Genomic DNA, 18229 nt, shown 5'->3' on the forward strand with positions numbered 1-18229 from the left:
TTCCTCTCAATCTCTTAAGTTGTTAACCGCCGATATAAGACATTTCAATTTTCTCTTTATTTCTTGCGGATTCCTCAGTTCGCTCATCTGAATATCGATCATGACGATTATTCCAGATTGATGAAATTCGATTTTCTATTTCTTCATCGGTTGCACCAGAACGAAGGAGCTCTTTAAAATCAAAACCTCCCGATGCAAACAAACAGCTATATAGCTTCCCGTCAGCAGCAATTCTAGCTCTTGTACACGTGGAACAGAACGATTCTGATACGGATGTAATAAAGCCTACTTCTGTACTTGTTCCAACATATTTGTACCGCTTTGCTACCTCACCAATGTACGCCGGGACAAGCGGTTCTAGTTCAAAATGCTTGGTTAGCTTCTGGAATAATTCCTTCTTGGTAACAACAGTTCGATAATCCCAACCGTTTGTCTTCCCAACATCCATAAATTCGATAAAGCGCAACGTAATCTCTTTATCTTTAAAAAATTGAGCCATTGGAACAACCTGCTGCTCATTCATCCCTTTTTTTACGACCATATTTACTTTCACTTGCATGCCTTCTTGAATAGCTCTATCAATCCCTTTTATAACACGTTCTGCACTAATACCACTCTCATTTATCGAATGAAAAAGATTATTGTCTAATGCATCCAAACTAACATTTATCCGTTTTAACCCTGCCGTTTTCAGCTCATATGCCATCTTTTCAAGCAGTGTCGCATTTGTAGTAAGGCCGATATCTTCTAATCCCTCAATTCTGGACAAATTCGAGATGAGCTCTGGTAAATCTCTTCTTAGTAAAGGCTCGCCACCAGTTAAACGAATCTTTTTTACGCCTAATTTCACAAAGGAGCTTGACAGCCTTTCTATTTCCTCAAAAGAGAGTAAATGACTCTTTGGTAAAAATGGATAGTCCTTTCCAAATATCTCCTTTGGCATACAATATGTACATCGAAAATTACATCGATCGGTTACTGAGATTCGTAAATCCTGTAAGGGACGACCAAATTTGTCTGTAAGCATGAATCCAGTAAGCCTCCTCTTATTTTAGTTACCATACACAACTAAGATTTGGAGCTGTATAATTAGCACCATACAGCTCCAAGTAATCTATCATTTATTTTCCGTTGACTCTTGAACTACCTCTAAAATGCGATGGGAATGGGTGTAAACATTCATTTTATCCCCTCTAGCAAATCCAATCACTGTAATTCCGAGATCATTTGCTAGGTTTAACGCTAAGTTAGTAGGTGCTGATTTAGAAAGTAAAATTCCAACACCAAGTTTAGAAATCTTTAATAAGACTTCAGATGAAATACGACCACTAAAGACAACTAATTTATCTGACAATGACAACTTCTTTTCCAACACATAACCATATACTTTATCAAGTGCATTATGTCTTCCAATATCCGTACGAATCTCTAGTATGCCTTCTGGTGTGGCTAGCGCAGCATTATGAACACCGCCTGTGCGTTTAAATTGTTCAGATTGTACTTGAAGTTCTTTCATTAAATTATAACATTGTTCAACCGATATCGTTAGACGGCTTGTTATTGTTTTTGCAGTTTTGACATCACTTTTAAAATAAAATTGTCTACTCTTACCACAACAGGACCCAATAAAACGCTTTGAATGATCATGCTGAGTAGCGTCAACCTCTCGATGGAGCTCAACATATGCAAACCCACGATTGGAGTCGATAGAGACTGTATTAATTTCCTCCATATATCGGATAATACCTTCTGATGCAAGAAATCCAATAATTAGCTCTTCTATATGGGATAGGGAACAAACCATTGTCGCGAATTCCTTGCCATTAAGAATAATAGTAAGGGGAAACTCTTCCGCAATTTCTTCATATGAAATGCTAGATTCTATTCCATTAAAACGGACAATTTCCCAATTATCCAGATTTTCATTCATGATTTCACCTTCTAATTTGGTTCCATTTCAAGTTCTTCAACTCGTTTCTCAACATACTTGGTATCCTTGTGGGCAAAATATGTTTCCGCCTTTTCCACAATAACAGCCGTATTATATTCTGGAATACCAGCAAAGCTCTCGTAAACTCCTTTTGGTATTAATGAATTTCCTTCAGGCCAATGTACTTCTACATTCCCTGACCGTACAGGTTCAAATTTTGCACGTCCAGTAAATGAGCCGTGTTGATTATAAACAACGATAGCCTCCCCCTCTTTAATACCCAGTTCACTGCCGTCCTTTTCATTGAATAACACATCATAACGATCTGCTGAGTTAAAAGGATCCTTATCATGATAAATCATCGAATTAAATTGTTTTCCACGTCTTGTCGTTACATAAAAATGCCCTTCTGGTTTACGAAGCTCTGGCAGCTCAACTGGAATTAAATTTCCTTTCCCATCTGATGTGGGACATATTCCATCTTCACAAAGCCATGCGCCCCCCCATTGAAAAAGGTCGCCCTTTTTCTTCAAGTTGTCAATTCCGTAATAATTAGGTGCTGCTTTCGAAATTTCCTCTCGAATTGCATAGGCATCCTCAAAGTCAATTAATTCCTTCTTTTCAGGATTTACACGTTTTGCTAGGTCAACATAAACCTCCCACTCAGGCCTTGCTTCTTCAATTCTCGGACCTTTTATTTCTGGCGAAAAATATACCATTCTCTCGGTCGATGTTGATGTTCCACCACCAGGCTGCTCATACCTTGTCATTGCTGGAAGAACAATGACAGCTTCTTTCGCATCTAATAGAGTAGATGTATTTAATATAATATCTTGGTGAATCCGAATATCAATATTTTCAAGGGTCTGCCTTACAAAATCAGGGTCTGGCATTGTTTCTAAAAAATTCCCCCCCGACATATAGTAGAGCTTAAGCTTTCGGGCGTGGTCTTCCGGTAAAAGGGCATTCTCTAATGTTACACCTACAATATCCCCTTGCCATTCAGGGATATCAAATCCCCAAATTTTTTCGATCCGGCCACGATTCACTTCATCCATTCCCCCACCTGGTAACGAGAATGGATCGGCTCCCATTTCGGCTGAACCCTGTACACCAGAATGACCGCGAATAGGCATTAAACCACAATGCTCTCTCCCAAGAAACCCTTGTAATAATGCAAGATTCGCTACTTGTGATATGTTATCCGTCCCGAAACGATGCTGTGTCAATCCCATTGACCATACAAATACCGCTGAAGATGAATTGGCTAATAGCTCTGCTAATTCTAGCATTCTTTCTTTTGATATACCTGATGACTGTACCAATTGCTCCCAACTAAAAGACGTAACCTTCGTTCTTAAATCATCTAGATTGTTGACATGTTTCTCAATAAACTCATGATTTAATGCCGATCCAGGCCTATTTTTCTCCATTTCAAACCAATGTTTCATAATCCCATGCATGAAAGCTATGTCTCCACCAATATTTACTTGGAAGAAATCATCAGCTATCTTCGTCCCAAATAAAGCCGATTCCGGTATGGAAGGTACCCAATACTTATCCATCGCTGGCTCATGATAAGGATTAATAATGATGATTTTCGTTCCTTTTCGCTTGGCTGCATACATATATTTCGTCGAAACAGGCTGGTTATTGGCAGCAACTGAACCCCAAAATACGAGTACGTCCGTTCCAATCCAGTCCTTATAGTTACAGGTCGATGCCCCTACCCCAATAGAACGACTTAAGGCTGTCTTGGAAGGAGAGTGGCATATTCTTGATGCATTATCCACATTATTCGTGCCAAGGAAACGCGCTACTTTACCTAACGTATAGTACACTTCATTGGTAATGCCACGTGAGGTAGTATAAAACGCGAATTGTTTTGGGTTAAGCGTTTTCATTTTGTCGGAAATTTTATCAAGGGCAGCATCCCAAGTAATTCGTGAAAACTTTCGCTCACCTGGCTTTCGCATAAGTGGATAGGGTATTCTCCCAAGCTTTCTTAGCTCCGTACTACTCATTTTACGAAGATCATCAATATCCGCATGCAGAATATCTTCTTTGATGGCAGACATCGTATTTAAACGCAGCACATTTAATCGAGTTGTACAAACATGTGGACCTTTTAATGTTTGATCTTGTAGTCCTGAAACTCCGAGTGCACAGCCATCACAAACTCCTTGCGTCAAAATCCGTGTGGCGTACGGCAAGTTATCCTTATTCTCCCAAACTACTTTCATAGTATCCCGAATATGATGTGGCTTTACTTTCCCTAAACCAAACGGGACTTTGCTTACCCACAATTTAGGATCCGGTTTCTTTGATATTTTGATAGGACCAGTATGCTTCGTGTTGCCCAATCTATACCCCTCCTGACATATTTAATCAATATACCTTAAGGGCCTAACCCTCATCGGAGCAGACCCCTTCTTATTAACCTCTTATTCTATTTCGTTGCAGCAGCAGTTGCATGTTGCATAGCAGTTTTTTCCTGTTCACCACGAAGTCGTTTAATGTCTACACGAATCCAAAGCGAAATTCCTAGGGCTAGAGCAAACATAACGGTAAAAATTGTCATCGTAAGTGTGTAACTGTTCGTATTATCATAGATTAATGATAATAGAATAGGACCCACAACGCCTGCCATTGCCCATGCTGTTAAAATATATCCATGTATTGCTCCAAGCTGTTTGGTGCCAAATAAGTCGCCAATATAGGCAGGAATAGAAGCAAACCCTCCACCGTAGCATGTGAGAATAGCAAATAATAATAGTTGAAATAAAAGTGGATTAGATGCAAATGGTAAAACGGCAAATGCCACTACCTGGATTACAAAGAAGGCTGAATAAACATTAGGACGACCTATGTAATCACTTAATGATGCCCAGCCAATCCTTCCTCCTCCATTGAATAAGCCTAATAGTCCTACCATAGCTGCCGCAGCAAATGCAGTCATACCTGCTATTTCCTCTGCCATTGGCGATGCAACTGCTAGAATTGCAATACCACAAGTTACATTAATAAATAGCATAAACCATAACATCCAAAAACGTCTGGTTTTAATTGCTTCATTTGCTGTAAGCTGAGATAAGTCTGGTTTTATTTTACTTTTACCAGTCTCCTGCTTTTCCGTGAATCCTTTTGGAGCCCACCCCTCTGGTGGAGGTGCTAGATATTGGGCTGAAGCAGTCATGACAATAAAGTAGATAGTTCCTAGAATATAAAACGTATTTGATATTCCGACTCCATCAATCAATGCTTTAATTGCTGGACTGCTTACCATAGCGGCAAAACCAAATCCCATGATTGCAAGCCCTGTTGCTAACCCACGGCGATCTGGAAACCATTTAACAAGTGTTGAAACTGGAGCAATATAACCAATACCTAATCCAACCCCACCAATGATTCCATAAGAAAGATATAATAGTGGTAATGATTCCAATGCCGTTGCTAATCCCGAGCCAACAACCCCGAGTCCAAAGCATAATCCGGCAAGCATTCCAGACTTTCTTGGTCCACCCTTTTCAACAAATCGCCCCATAAAAGCTGCTGAAAAACCTAGGAAGAAAATAGCTATACTAAAAGCAGTAGAAACCTGTGTCTGAGACCAGCCGTATTCATCAATCATCGGATTGGTAAACACACTCCATGCGTATGCAGAACCAATAGATAGGTGAATACCAACTGCTGAAGCAGCAATTAACCACCTATTTTTTACCTTCTCCATAAAAATCCTCCTTCTAATCTTTTATATAGTAAGTCCTAGGGACTTTACTAAAGAAAGGATATATTGCTTCAAGAAAGCAAACACAGAGATGATAGGTTTTATTATTGTACAAGTATCAACAACATCTTTATGTATAGCGATTATAGTTAGACTTAGGGTGTGGCTTAGTATTTCCTTGCATTTAAGTAAGACTCCACTAAATCTATCTTTTAAATACTAGATTATTAACATCGGGGTATGATCCACCAAATTATATTTATTATTTTCCATAAATTCTGTCTTTTATCGTATCATGAAATCGATTGCAATTCAATTATGATTATTTATTACGATCTTGAACTTCATTAAAAAAGCCTTATACACCGTGTACAAGACTAAAAATAAAAAAAGCCTATTAACTTGATAAAGGATTATCAATAAAAAAAGTCAACACTTGTGCCTCTTTATCATCAACTGGAATAAACAGATGCGGCTTAGAGCCTTGAAAGCATGCACTATCCCCTTTTTCCATGAAATATTTCTTCCCATCGTAGAATAAGTAGATAGATCCCTCTAACACATAAATAAATTCATCCTGTGAATGGGTATAGGATTCCTCCCGTAAATTCAGATTCTTTGGTGTTACATGAACAATGGTAGGCTCGATCCCGGTGAGCGTTGAACGATTAGCCAGTAACTCGTAGGAATATCCCATATTTTCATCGCCAATTCTTGCTCTTCTGCTATCCTTTGGTAGTAATACTAAATCCTGTTCCATTCGTTCATCCAATAACCAGGAGAGAGGGACTTCTAGGGTTTCGCTTATTTTGGACAATGTCGCAATCGCAGAGGCCGTTTGTCCATTCTCAATCTTTGAAAGCATGCTCTTGGATACACCTGAAGCATCTGCTACCTGCTGTTGCGTTAATTTTTTGCGCAAGCGCATTTCCTTAACCTTTTTTCCGATATTTTCTAGATTAATGGTAAATCTCCCCTTATTTGGTGACGTCAATGTTTCTTTAATAATAGTTTACATAAAATATAAACGTCAAGATGTTAGGAGTTTAGAATGATAAGTTAATTCTGTAAGAAATTACAAAACGGAACGTGAATCATAATTCACGCTCCGTTTTGTTACGCGGTGCTTTCTACATATGCAAACGATCTACTAGGAAGTTTTTTTCCGAGTTTATTTTGAATGAAGATAGATGCATCTTGTATTCTTTTATCTTGTATGTCAGTTGTCACACCTAAACCATGCAATAAGTAAAGAACATCATTTGTTGCAACATTTCCTGCTGCACCTGGAGCATAAGGACATCCACCTAACCCTCCGATTGATGTATCAAAACGATTAATTCCATATTGTAAGGAAGTCATGATATTGGCTATTGCCATTCCCCTTGTATCATGGAAATGCATGAAAATCCTCTCGCTTGGCATTCGTTTAAGAATAGTATTTAACAGTAATTCTACTTGAGAGGGAACCGCTGAGCCGATGGTATCTCCTAATGAAATATCGTCTACGCCATATTCCATTAACTGTTCACATACACGAATTACCTCCTCAGGTGAGATAGGTCCTTCATAAGGACAATCAAATACAGTTGATACATATCCTGTAACCTTTTTTCCTTCCTGTTTTGCTTCTTTAATCACTTCTTTTAATATAGGGTAAGTATCATCTATCGCTTTGTTTATATTTTTTTGATTATGGGTTTCACTAGCAGACATGAATACAGAAGCACCATCAATTCCAGCTTCAAGTGCATTTTCAAGTCCTTTCATGTTCGGTACTAGTGCTGAATATAACACATTGGGATTTCGTTTAATCCGCTTTCCTACTTCCTTCGCATCTGCTAAGGCTGGGATCCATTTCGGATTGACAAATGATGAATATTCAATTTCTCGTACACCAGTATTAGAGAGCATATCAATCCAAGCTATTTTGTCTTCGGTAGATATAAATTGCTTTTCATTCTGCAAACCATCACGTGGACCAACTTCTTTTAATTGTACAAAACTCGGCCAATTACCCACGCTATCCCTCCTTTATAATTGGGTACGTTCACGATCATTACTACAACTCATTTAATATCTTCATAAAATTGACTTACCATAAACTATGCGATTACAACTAAAACGGTTTCAGTAAAGCTTATTCAATTTTGTATCCTTTTATTCAACTTTGTTGAATTCAGTTTATAGTAATCGACACAGTATTGTCAACTATTAGAAAATTACTTACAAAAAAAATCTCAAGGTATATGATTACCCTGAGATTAAATAGGCTCCTTTATTTTCCTGTTTCAGCAAATCTTCTAATCCGTTCACCAATTTCATCACGAACTCGTTGAAATACTTGCCATTTCTCATCTTCCGTCCCTTGTGCCTTTGCTGGATCATCGAACCCCCAATGGTCTCGTTTAACATGTGGTGGTGTAACTGGGCATTTGTCCTTAGCATCTCCACATAGGGTTATTGCGAACGTGGCATTGTTTAATATTTCTGGGTCGATAATATCAGATGACTGGTCTGCAATGTCAACACCTACCTCTTTCATTGCTTTTACTGCATTTGGATTCAGTCCATGTGCTTCAATTCCTGCACTCTTTACTTCCCAGTCCTCACCAAGATATTCTTTAGCCCATCCTTCTGCCATTTGACTTCTACAAGAGTTACCTGTACACAAAAAATAAATAGTTTTTTTCGCCATATAAATTCTCCTTTTTTAAACTATCAATAAAGTTAGAAAAAGACCAATTAGTGTGATAAACAAGATAGGTATGGTTAAAATAATTCCCGTTTTAAAGTATGTTCCCCAAGATATCTTCACACCTTTTTGGGATAATACATGAAGCCATAATAATGTTGCTAAAGATCCAATTGGAGTTATTTTAGGTCCTAAATCAGAGCCTATAACATTAGCATAGACAAGTGCTTCACGGATAACCCCTGTAGTATTCGTATCTGCTATCGCAATTGCATCTATCATCACAGTCGGCATGTTATTCATAATGGAAGAAAGGATTGCCGCGATAAATCCCATTGCAATAGTTGCAACAAATAATCCCTGCTCAGCAGCGGCTTGTATAACTGTAGAGAGCACGTCCGTTAACCCTGCATTACGAAGACCAAATACGACGACATACATACCAATCGAGAAAAAGACAATATTCCATGGTGCGCCTTTTAATACTGCTTTCGTATCAACGATTTTACTTGACCTTCCCAGCATGACAAAGAAGATTGCAATAAATCCTGCCACAATCGATACCGGCAAATGAATAAATTCACTTACAAAATAACCAATTAATAAAATGGTTAATACATACCATGAAATCCGAAACATTTTTTCGTCTCGTATAGCTTCCTTTGGTTCCTTTAATTGCGTAAGATCGTAACTTCTTGGAATACTCTTACGAAAATAAATGAGTAACACAACAATAGTAGCCGCTAGCGAAAAGAGGTTTGGAATAACCATTCTAGAGGCATACTCTACAAATCCAATGTTAAAATAATCTGCAGAAACTATATTCACCAAATTACTTACCACAAGTGGTAAAGAAGTCGTATCTGCAATAAAGCCACTTGCCATAATAAATGGAAAAACCATCTTTTCCTCAAAGTTTAAATTTCTAACCATAGCAAGAACAATTGGTGTTAAAATGAGCGCTGCACCATCATTGGCAAAAAATGCAGCAACTATTGCACCTAGAATACTAACTAAAATAAACATCCTTATTCCATTTCCATTAGCGGCCTGCGCCATGTGCAGTGATGCCCATTCAAAGAAACCAATCTCATCTAATATTAGTGATATAAGAATAATAGCAATAAAAGCCAGTGTTGCATTCCATACAATCCCTGTTACCTCAATAACATCCTGAAAGCTTACAACGCCAACTAGAAGTGCTGTAAGTGCACCACCAACTGCAGACCATCCGATTGACAGTCCCTTAGGCTGCCATATAACAAGAATTAAAGTAGCTATAAATATAATAAAAGCGAGTACGGTCATTAAACCTGACAAAACCAATTCCTCCTAACAACAAACAATTCGCTTACCATCCTTTTCAAGCCGCTCTATCTGATAGTTCTGACTAGGCAATTGTTCTAAGAGTGGTTGAATAAATTCATAATAGTGATTTTCCTTATTCATAGAATAGAAAATCCACTGCCCTCTTCTTTCTTCTTTTACTAGTCCAACATCTCTGAGCTTTCGCAGATGCTGGCTAATAGAGGGTTGGCTCATCTTAAATATTTCAACAAATTCACAAACACAACAATCATGAAAATCTAAAATTTTCATCATCGTTAATCTTGTTTTATCCCCTAGCAGCTTTAAAACAATTGCAGCTTGGTTTAGATCCTTTTTCATTTCCATAATCTCCTCAACCTCCATCTAAAGACCATATAAGTTTATAATAATTTACTTATATATTCAATAAATATACGGAACTTATGCAATCAGTCATCGAATATAGTATGATAGATAAGGTGTAACGCAAGTATTGTTAGATTTCATCATGAACAGAATTTAAAGGGGCGTTAGCCAATGTAAATCGCTATTTCCTAATTTATATCAACCTATTAATCGATCATAATGGAAAGGGAATTACTAATGACTATTAAAGAAGAAGTTATAAAAAGAAAAACATTTGCAATCATTTCCCACCCTGATGCTGGGAAAACCACATTAACAGAGAAATTGTTACTTTACGGTAATTTAATACGGTCGGCTGGAACTGTAAAAGGAAAAAAATCAGGAAAGTTTGCTACATCTGACTGGATGGAAATTGAAAAACAACGCGGTATATCGGTAACTTCTAGTGTGATGAATTTTCCATATAAAAATTTTCAAGTCAACATTTTAGATACTCCTGGTCACGAAGACTTTAGTGAAGACACGTATCGTACACTTACAGCTGTAGATAGTGTTGTGATGATTATTGATGCAGTAAAAGGAATTGAAGCGCAGACATTAAAATTATTTAAAGTTTGTCGCATGCGAGGCATTCCGATTTTCACATTTATTAATAAGCTTGACCGTGAGGGAAAAGAACCACTAGAACTTCTGGAAGAGATTGAAGAAGTTCTTGAAATCGAGACGTATCCAATGAATTGGCCGGTTGGGATGGGAAAACGATTCCTTGGAATATTTGACCGTCAAAATGAGCAATTTATTAAATTCAATGGGAATGAAGAGGAAACACATATCCCATACACCGAATTAACTAGTCCTGAACATCAAGATATGGTTTCAAAAGCAGAATTTGAATCTGCCAAAGACGAGCTTGCATTATTAGATGAGGCTGGGGATTCATTCTCCCTTGAAGCAGTATTAAAGGGGGAACAAACTCCAGTATTCTTCGGAAGTGCTTTAGCTCCATTTGGTGTACACGATTTCTTTGACAGCTTTATTTCATTAGCACCCTCTCCTCAGCCAAGAAAATCAACTGAGGGAATAATTGAACCGAGCAATCAAGACTTCTCAGGATTCATCTTTAAAATCCAAGCTAATATGAACCCTGCACATCGAGATAGAATTGCGTTTATTCGGATATGCTCTGGAAAATTTGAACGTGGAATGAGCGTTAAACTATCTAGAACTGGCAAGGTGTTTAAATTATCACAGTCACAACAAATAGTAGCATCTTCACGCGATACGATTGATGAAGCATACGCAGGAGACATTATTGGTATCTATGATCCGAATGCCTACCAAATCGGTGATACCTTACTAGAGGGTAAAGCAAATTATGAATTTGATGAACTTCCTAAATTTCCACCAGAAGTATTCAAAAAAGTAATGGCCAAAAACGTCATGAAGTCTAAACAATTTAAAAAGGGAATCGAACAGCTGGTTCAAGAAGGAGCAATCCAATTATTTAAGGATAAACGAACTGAATCCTATATTCTAGGAGCTGTTGGTGAACTTCAATATGAAGTATTTAAATACCGTATGGAGAATGAATATAATGTTGAGGTATTGTTTGAAACAATTGGAGAGCGTATCCCTCGATGGTTAAAAAGAGAGCAAGTAAATGAAGCTCTCTTTGACGATAGAAATATACTAGTACGAGATAGAGACGATAATTACCTCGTCCTATTCCGCAATGAATTTGCTTTAAACTGGTTCAAGGATAATCATAAAGATATTGAACTAATTGATCTGTTTGAAGTTAATTCCTATGACCAAGTGAAATAGAATAAAAGATGGAGCTCTATTCGGAAGTCCGATTATGAGCTCCATTCCATTTTTTCTTGATACCATAGAGGCTTCCATAATTCAAAATATTGATGATCCTCAAGAATTACATTTAAGCGTTCCATCATTTCATCCAATTGGTCTGGTACAAATCGAATTGTCCACACGACTGATGAAAAAATAACCATCGCCATGTAAATCGAATATAACCTCCAAAAGCTTTCGGGAACTTGAAAGTTATAATATCCATGAACTTGTCCTATAGAAAATGGTATACTTTCTCCTCGAACAAATAAGCCCACTTTAACAAAATCATGAATTGGATCACCCCAGTCCAAATTATCAAAATCGATTACTCCGGAAAATTTTCTATCACTTAAAATAATGTTTCCAAGGTGAAAGTCATCGTGTTGCAACCTATTGGGACGTTCTATTAAATATTGTTTATTTTCCTCAATGAAATCAATTATCTTCTCAACCTGCTTAATCTTAATTCCACAGGACTGAAACGCCTGAAGATATTGATAATGTTTTTTTAAAATTCTACTCTCCCAAGCTTCTACTGAAGGGATTTCTGCATATTGATGAAGCTTATAAAGTTCCTTACCAGCATCGATACCAAGATGATACTGTTCTTTGTCGGAAAAGGTATGAATGATTTCTTTCGCATCTTTGCCATCTATATAAGCGTATATCGTATAGCTAATATTTTGTGTTTCGATATTTTTTATTTCATAAGGCTTCGGACATCTTACACGTAGGTTCTGTAGTCCTTTTAATGTATGAAACTCCTGTTGTTTCTTTTTATAATCTGCACTTGCTCCCACACGTAATAAATATTTATTTCCATTTGCATGTACGATATATTTTTGATCAGTTGAATACCCTTTTGATAATTTATTCACCTTAGTGGCATTCATCAAAATTTCAGAGTGTTTGTTTATAATGGAGATAATATTAATCAACCTCCTCTCTTCAAACTAGAAAAAAACTATTATAAAGCTTCTCCATATGTACTATTTAGTGCTGCTTTCCACCTAGAATAAAATTCTTCGACTGAAGCATAACGATTATCTCTCCCAACTTCAACAGCTTTTTTCACAATATCATATAATACTTCACCTGCATCCCATTTCGTAAGAGAACGATCCAACTCGCCTCCTAATAATCCAAATGCTATGGCTCCCATATTAAATACATTTGTTTTCTCATCTATCACAGCACCTAATTCGAACTCTTCAGGTGACATAAACCGTGATGATCCCCAAAGACGACCCATTGGATTTTGAAATGGTTTTCTCTGATACAAATCAATATCACAAACCCTTGTATCATTTCTAATAAAATCATATAGAATACTTCCATCGTAAAAATCTACTGCAACATAGCTCTTTCTCTCCATTTGAACATGAAACTCAAAAATATGATTGAGTGACTGAATACGTTTTTCAACTGGCAATTGCTTGAAACGAAAGAATGGAGAATCAGGATGATTGTATTTATGAGGTGGTGGATAAACCCAATGGTTATGCAAGGACTCTCCCTCAAACCATTCGAATAATAACGCATACCCTGATTCTAATTCAAAATGATCAATTAAATTAACTAAATATGGATGCCTTAGGTCTTCATATAAGGATATAGAGCGCCTTAAATTAGCAATAGCGATATCTGGCTCAACAGAACCATTGATAGTTTTAGCACCTGCATACTTTAAAAATCGCTTGACTCCATTTTTCTCAATGCCAAAGCTTATATTTCCAGAATCCTGTTGATCATAGACACAAAATACTTTTCCATAATGGCTAATCCATTCAAAATTGTGGTCCTCTTTTAGTTGAAATGATATTTGATTTAGTGAATATCGCTTATTCATTAAATTCCCCCATTTATAGAATTCAACTTTGTATTTATTGTTTTTCTTTTCGACCAATTAAATGAACTAACGTAGTAAAAACGAATCCACTACCTAATCCATCATTAGCTCCGCTACAGTATTCCCCATAGCTATTCCAACGCCTGTTCCGATGAATAATCCACCAGGGATAAAGAGATTATTTTTAGGATTCATAAAAAGTCTCCCTTTTAAAAAAATTCTTATAATATTCTATCACAAAAAATTAGGTTAATTGTACAAGAAAACAAATTTAAACTGCGATTTATGAATAACTCTCTCTGGTTACCAACAAGTGAATAAATTCAAATATGATTAATTTGATTCGTCCATTATATTTCTAATAAAAAGAGGAGGTTAAAGAATCTGATTTTAATAATCCTCAAATAGAAAAACACACAGAATTAAAATTCTGTGTGTCAACTGAATTTATTAGCTGCTGCCAATTTATACAATCAATAAACTCTTTTAGCCCCTACATAATATTTCGACCAATAAGGATTATCCATTGTATAAATCGCAATCCCCTTGGAATTTGTTGCTGATATCCATTGATTATCTCCAATATAAAATCCCACATGAGTAATAGAGCCTGACGCATTGATGGAATAAAACACTAGATCGCCTGGTTGTAGGTTATTTGTAGCTATTGCCTTCCCCTGAGTGTATAGACCAGATGAAGTATTTCTCTCCATATTGACACCATGCTTTGTAAACATATAATAAACAAAACCGGAACAGTCGAAACCAGATGGCGACGTCCCTCCCCATTGGTATGGTACACCTAAATAATTTCTCGTATCCTTGACTAATTCTCGCTTTACAACTGCATGTTCAATTGCCATATTCGTAGCTGTATCTGTTTTTCCAGTAATAGAAAGCCCATAGTCAGCTTGAAAATCCTTTATGGCAGCCGTAGTAGCATTATCATAGCTACCTGTAATGGTAGGAACGGCATAATAACCCAATATCTGTAGCTTACGTTGGATTGTCTGAAGCGTTGCGTTAGTATTAGTGTTATCTTCTAAGCTTTCGTTGACTGTTTCTACTTTACTTGGAATTTTCAATACTTGGCCTAAGGAAATTGTATTACTTGTAAGTTGATTAGCAGATTTTAATTGTTCAACCGTCACGTTATATCGTTTGGCAATACTGTATAGCGTATCTCCAGAGGTCACTGTATGACTTGAATTAACTACTGTTTGTGATGGTGAGACTGTACTTGATTCCTCTTTGGAAATAATAAGTTTCTGTCCAATACGTAAATTATCTGAATCTAAATTATTTGAACTTCTAATTGCATCAACATGAACACCGTAACGTTGTGCAATAGACCATAAGCTGTCTCCTGCAACTACTTTATACTCCATATTTGCTGCTGGAACCTGCTCTTCACTTGTATCAGCCACTGCATTTCCTGAAGGAATTCGTAACATCTGTCCTATACGCAGTGTGTCTGATGTTAAATTGTTTATAAGTTTTAATGCAGTTACCGTCGTATTGTAGCGATTAGCAATACCCCATAAGCTATCTCCAGCCACAACCGTGTAGTTGGATTCTATAGGTGCGTCGTTAGTGGTAGTGATTCCTTGTATGATGGTAGGAATAGTTAGTACTTGACCGAGGCTTACAAGGTCACTTGTCATTCCATTTGCTGCTTTAATGGCATCCACTGTGACATCATATTCTCTTGCAAGCACAGATAAATAATCCCCTTTTTCTATAGTATGGAAAGCCTGCGGAATAATCAGCTTTTGCTGAAGCCTTAACGCATCAGAAGTTAGGTGATTAGCTTGTTTTAGATTAGCAACCGTTGTGTGAAACTTGTTACTGATTCCCCAAAGTGTGTCTCCAACTGATACTTGATAATAGATTGAACTTGAATCTGCAACTTGTGTTGCTACTGGTTGTTTAACCTCCTCTGCTTTTGCGGTACTTATATTACCACCAATTAGAGGAAAGGAAGTAATTGCCAATCCACCAATTACTACTTTGACAACAGATACTTTTATCCTAGGGTAGTTTTCCTTGACCATTTGCTTAACGGAAGTAACAAAACCTGTATTCTCCTCTGGTTTTGTCCCTAATTCATTAGCAAATTCCATCCTATGATCATCCAAATAAATATATAGCTCATAAGAGTCACCGTTGTCAGTTTTTCTTAATTCATGTCTATAATACCTATACATTATTTACTGTACCTCCATAGCCTTTACTACCCATAGTTTTCATAAATTAGATGTAAAGTATACAAAGCTATTACTTCTTGAGATGGGTTTATGGATTCTTCATTCGAAAGATTTTATGAGATTAATGGGTAGGCATCAGGAAACACTATTTACTGGAGGTGTCAAGATGGAGAACAAATATCGTGAATACCGAACAGGTCAAGGTGTCCCAAAAGCAGGGGCCTATATATGCCAATCTGGGAAAAAAGCAAGTATGAATAAGGGAGAAAACTTCCCTGAATGTCCAATCAGTGGCCAAGATACGTATTGGAAGCATGAAAACGATGAATAAAATGAAATAAAATTAAAGTAAAGCAAAAAACTTTGTCGATTATGTTCGACAAAGTTTTTTAAAGAATACAGCTTTTTATTAGAAAAGATCTGACCCATCTAAAACATCTTTTGCCCATTTTCTGGACGCATGGTGTAAATCAAAAAAGACTTTTTGATCAATGCCAATCTCTTTTGTATGGGAATCGATACTTTTCCAATCCGCTCGTTCTGCTGCATAAACCAATTTCAATACAGGATTTAAGGAAGTGTCCTTTCCACGTAAAGTATCCTTAATTTCTCGATCAAGCGGTAATTTTTTTAATATATTCTCGAGTGGTTGCTTGAAAATAGTTTCAACTAATGACAGTAAACCTGTTAAGAAGAAGCTAGAACTATCCTCATCTCTTCCAATATGCTGTGAAATCATTTCATTTGCCTTCGCCCGAGTTAAACACAGTTTAATTATTTCATCCGGTGCATCACCTGAGCTTGCTAAGGTTTCACGAATTGACAGTACATAAAACCATTTTCTCAATTCGATCAAACCAAGCAATACAATTGCCTGCTTTATGGATTTGATTTTATAGACAAGTCCAATGGACGGTGAATTTAATAATCGTAGAAGCTTATAGGATAAAGAAACATCCGCTTCAATAATTTTAGCAATTTTTTCAATATCAGGTTCACGCTTTGTTAATTCCGAAATCACAACGAAAACACTGTGATTTTGAACCGGATAATCATTGGTTGAAAGAATAACGGGCTTACTGAAAAAATACCCTTGGAAATAGGTGTATCCGTCTTGTAGACATTGCTTGAACTCTTCCCTTGTCTCCACCTTTTCCGCTAGGTAAATTAGATCATATTTTTTTAATTCCCTCATAATTCTTATTTGCTCATCACGAGCGGTTTTTTGAATATCAATTTTTATTATATCTGCTAATTCAAGTAGCAGATGAAAGTTAGGGTTTCCTACCTTCATTTCAAAATCATCCAACGCAATTTTATAGCCTTGTGCCTTTAATAAACTACAATTCTCAATAACTTTATCAGTTGGATTTACACCTTCTAAAATTTCTATTACCATACTTTCAGGTTGAATAAAAGTTGGAATAGAATTGGCTAATATTTTTTCTGTAAAGTTAATAAAACATGGTTTGCCTTCTGAAAGTTCTTCAATACCAATCTGCAAGAAACTGTTTATTACTTCTGAGGTGGCTTGGTCTATGTCTGTATGACTAAACTTATTATCTTGCTTATTATTACGGTATAGTAACTCATAGGCGAAAACCTCTTGCTTTTTCGTCAGTATAGGTTGTCTTGCTACAAATACCTCCAAGATTGTTCCACCTCTTTTTTTAATAGATATAGTAAAATAATACCATACATTGGTCGAATTTAATCGAAAAAAATAAATATTTTTTACTATACACCTAACATTTTCGACAAATTTTCCTATTGACAATATCAATTCTATGTTCTACTATTTGTTTTAACTTCATGAAGGAAATGCGTTGAACTTTCATAGTAGCTAATACAATTCTTGAAAGCTAGAGACCTGATGGATGGTGCAAATCAGGCAAGATGTATAGTGAATTACAGTTAGGGAGCAGATTTATCCGGTTTAGGCCGTTATCTAATACAAGCGAGCAGAGTAATCTGCTAACTAGGGTGGTACCGCGGAGCTTCCGTCCCTTTTTTTAGGGATGGAAGCTCTTTTTTTATTAACTTTACGTAAAGTACAATTTCATAATCAAAAAGCAAGGAACTATTATAGTAGTTATGGCAATTCTTGAAATCAGAGACCTGATGATTGGTGCGAATCAGGCAAGATGCATGGCGAAGTACAAATAGGGAGCTGAATTTATCCGGCTTTGGCCGTTATCTAATACAAGCGAGCAGAGTAATCTGCTAACTAGGGTGGTACCGCGGAGCTTCCGTCCCTTTTTTAGGGATGGAGGCTCTTTTTATTTTCTAAAAAATT

General features: G+C 36.7%; 15 protein-coding genes and 2 other annotated features. Of the genes, 2 read left to right on the plus strand and 13 right to left on the minus strand.

The window, feature by feature from the left end:
- Positions 1-22: 22 nt before the first annotated feature.
- The 9 genes from moaA to ABC228_RS09410 all read right to left on the minus strand — a co-directional run bounded on the left by moaA (position 23) and on the right by ABC228_RS09410 (position 10020).
- Positions 23-1027: a GTP 3',8-cyclase MoaA gene (gene moaA / locus ABC228_RS09370; protein WP_345824876.1), complete on the minus strand. Its 1005-nt coding sequence runs from the start codon at positions 1025-1027 to the stop codon at positions 23-25.
- A gap of 90 nt (positions 1028-1117) precedes the next feature.
- Positions 1118-1930: a formate dehydrogenase accessory sulfurtransferase FdhD gene (fdhD, locus tag ABC228_RS09375; RefSeq protein ID WP_345824877.1), complete on the minus strand. Its 813-nt coding sequence runs from the start codon at positions 1928-1930 to the stop codon at positions 1118-1120.
- Between the two features lie 11 nt (positions 1931-1941).
- Complete coding sequence (locus ABC228_RS09380) at positions 1942-4293, minus strand: FdhF/YdeP family oxidoreductase (protein WP_345824878.1); 2352 nt, start codon at positions 4291-4293, stop codon at positions 1942-1944.
- A gap of 86 nt (positions 4294-4379) precedes the next feature.
- A complete protein-coding gene (locus ABC228_RS09385) occupies positions 4380-5660 on the minus strand; it encodes an L-lactate MFS transporter (protein WP_345824879.1) in 1281 nt (426 codons plus the stop codon).
- 394 nt (positions 5661-6054) lie between these two features.
- Positions 6055-6651 (minus strand): helix-turn-helix domain-containing protein, encoded by a 597-nt coding sequence (locus ABC228_RS09390; protein WP_345824880.1) that lies wholly within the window; start codon positions 6649-6651, stop codon positions 6055-6057.
- A gap of 122 nt (positions 6652-6773) precedes the next feature.
- Positions 6774-7679: a hydroxymethylglutaryl-CoA lyase gene (locus ABC228_RS09395; protein ID WP_345824881.1), complete on the minus strand. Its 906-nt coding sequence runs from the start codon at positions 7677-7679 to the stop codon at positions 6774-6776.
- 256 nt (positions 7680-7935) lie between these two features.
- Positions 7936-8355, minus strand: coding sequence for an arsenate reductase (thioredoxin) (arsC, locus tag ABC228_RS09400; RefSeq protein ID WP_345824882.1), 420 nt, complete (start codon positions 8353-8355; stop codon positions 7936-7938).
- A gap of 15 nt (positions 8356-8370) precedes the next feature.
- Entirely contained in the window at positions 8371-9660 is a 1290-nt protein-coding gene (locus ABC228_RS09405) for an arsenic transporter (RefSeq protein ID WP_345825507.1), read from the minus strand.
- A 24-nt stretch (positions 9661-9684) separates the two neighbouring features.
- Positions 9685-10020 carry an ArsR/SmtB family transcription factor gene (locus ABC228_RS09410; protein WP_345824883.1) on the minus strand — a complete coding sequence of 112 codons (336 nt, stop codon included), beginning with the start codon at positions 10018-10020 and terminating at the stop codon, positions 9685-9687.
- A gap of 243 nt (positions 10021-10263) precedes the next feature.
- Here ABC228_RS09410 and ABC228_RS09415 point away from each other — a divergent pair, with 243 nt between their 5' ends.
- The gene (locus ABC228_RS09415) at positions 10264-11850 is read left to right on the plus strand and encodes a peptide chain release factor 3 (protein WP_345824884.1); all 1587 of its coding nucleotides are present in this window, start codon (positions 10264-10266) and stop codon (positions 11848-11850) included.
- Between the two features lie 32 nt (positions 11851-11882).
- Here the strand turns inward: ABC228_RS09415 and ABC228_RS09420 are convergent, their stop codons facing one another.
- The 3 genes from ABC228_RS09420 to ABC228_RS09430 all read right to left on the minus strand — a co-directional run bounded on the left by ABC228_RS09420 (position 11883) and on the right by ABC228_RS09430 (position 15933).
- A complete protein-coding gene (locus tag ABC228_RS09420; RefSeq protein ID WP_427902229.1) occupies positions 11883-12812 on the minus strand; it encodes an aminoglycoside phosphotransferase family protein in 930 nt (309 codons plus the stop codon).
- A gap of 32 nt (positions 12813-12844) precedes the next feature.
- Entirely contained in the window at positions 12845-13726 is an 882-nt protein-coding gene (locus tag ABC228_RS09425) for a serine/threonine-protein kinase (RefSeq protein ID WP_345824885.1), read from the minus strand.
- Positions 13727-14199: 473 nt separating this feature from the next.
- On the minus strand, positions 14200-15933 hold the full coding sequence (locus ABC228_RS09430; protein ID WP_345824886.1) for a C40 family peptidase: 1734 nt from the start codon (positions 15931-15933) through the stop codon (positions 14200-14202).
- A 166-nt stretch (positions 15934-16099) separates the two neighbouring features.
- On the opposite strand from ABC228_RS09430, the gene ABC228_RS09435 reads away from it, so the two are divergent.
- Entirely contained in the window at positions 16100-16264 is a 165-nt protein-coding gene (locus ABC228_RS09435) for a hypothetical protein (RefSeq protein ID WP_345824887.1), read from the plus strand.
- 78 nt (positions 16265-16342) lie between these two features.
- On the opposite strand, the gene ABC228_RS09440 is transcribed toward ABC228_RS09435, so the two are convergent.
- Positions 16343-17584 carry an EAL and HDOD domain-containing protein gene (locus ABC228_RS09440; RefSeq protein WP_345824888.1) on the minus strand — a complete coding sequence of 414 codons (1242 nt, stop codon included), beginning with the start codon at positions 17582-17584 and terminating at the stop codon, positions 16343-16345.
- A gap of 166 nt (positions 17585-17750) precedes the next feature.
- Positions 17751-17944: a binding site (T-box leader), on the plus strand.
- A gap of 55 nt (positions 17945-17999) precedes the next feature.
- Positions 18000-18193 (plus strand) — a binding site (T-box leader).
- Positions 18194-18229: the final 36 nt, after the last annotated feature.

This window comes from Ornithinibacillus xuwenensis (assembly GCF_039614845.1).
GTDB classification, from domain to species: Bacteria; Bacillota; Bacilli; order Bacillales; family Amphibacillaceae; genus Ornithinibacillus; species Ornithinibacillus xuwenensis.

What these genes read in the sequence shown, in the direction of transcription:
- ABC228_RS09385 (WP_345824879.1), bottom strand. Translation starts at nt 5,660, where the DNA reads ATGGAGAAGGTAAAAAATAGGTGGTTAATTGCTGCTTCAGCAGTTGGT.
- arsC (WP_345824882.1), bottom strand. Translation starts at nt 8,355, where the DNA reads ATGGCGAAAAAAACTATTTATTTTTTGTGTACAGGTAACTCTTGTAGA.
- ABC228_RS09430 (WP_345824886.1), bottom strand. Translation starts at nt 15,933, where the DNA reads ATGTATAGGTATTATAGACATGAATTAAGAAAAACTGACAACGGTGAC.
- ABC228_RS09415 (WP_345824884.1), top strand. Translation starts at nt 10,264, where the DNA reads ATGACTATTAAAGAAGAAGTTATAAAAAGAAAAACATTTGCAATCATT.
- ABC228_RS09425 (WP_345824885.1), bottom strand. Translation starts at nt 13,726, where the DNA reads ATGAATAAGCGATATTCACTAAATCAAATATCATTTCAACTAAAAGAG.
- ABC228_RS09405 (WP_345825507.1), bottom strand. Translation starts at nt 9,660, where the DNA reads ATGACCGTACTCGCTTTTATTATATTTATAGCTACTTTAATTCTTGTT.
- moaA (WP_345824876.1), bottom strand. Translation starts at nt 1,027, where the DNA reads ATGCTTACAGACAAATTTGGTCGTCCCTTACAGGATTTACGAATCTCA.
- ABC228_RS09410 (WP_345824883.1), bottom strand. Translation starts at nt 10,020, where the DNA reads ATGAAAAAGGATCTAAACCAAGCTGCAATTGTTTTAAAGCTGCTAGGG.
- ABC228_RS09435 (WP_345824887.1), top strand. Translation starts at nt 16,100, where the DNA reads ATGGAGAACAAATATCGTGAATACCGAACAGGTCAAGGTGTCCCAAAA.
- fdhD (WP_345824877.1), bottom strand. Translation starts at nt 1,930, where the DNA reads ATGAATGAAAATCTGGATAATTGGGAAATTGTCCGTTTTAATGGAATA.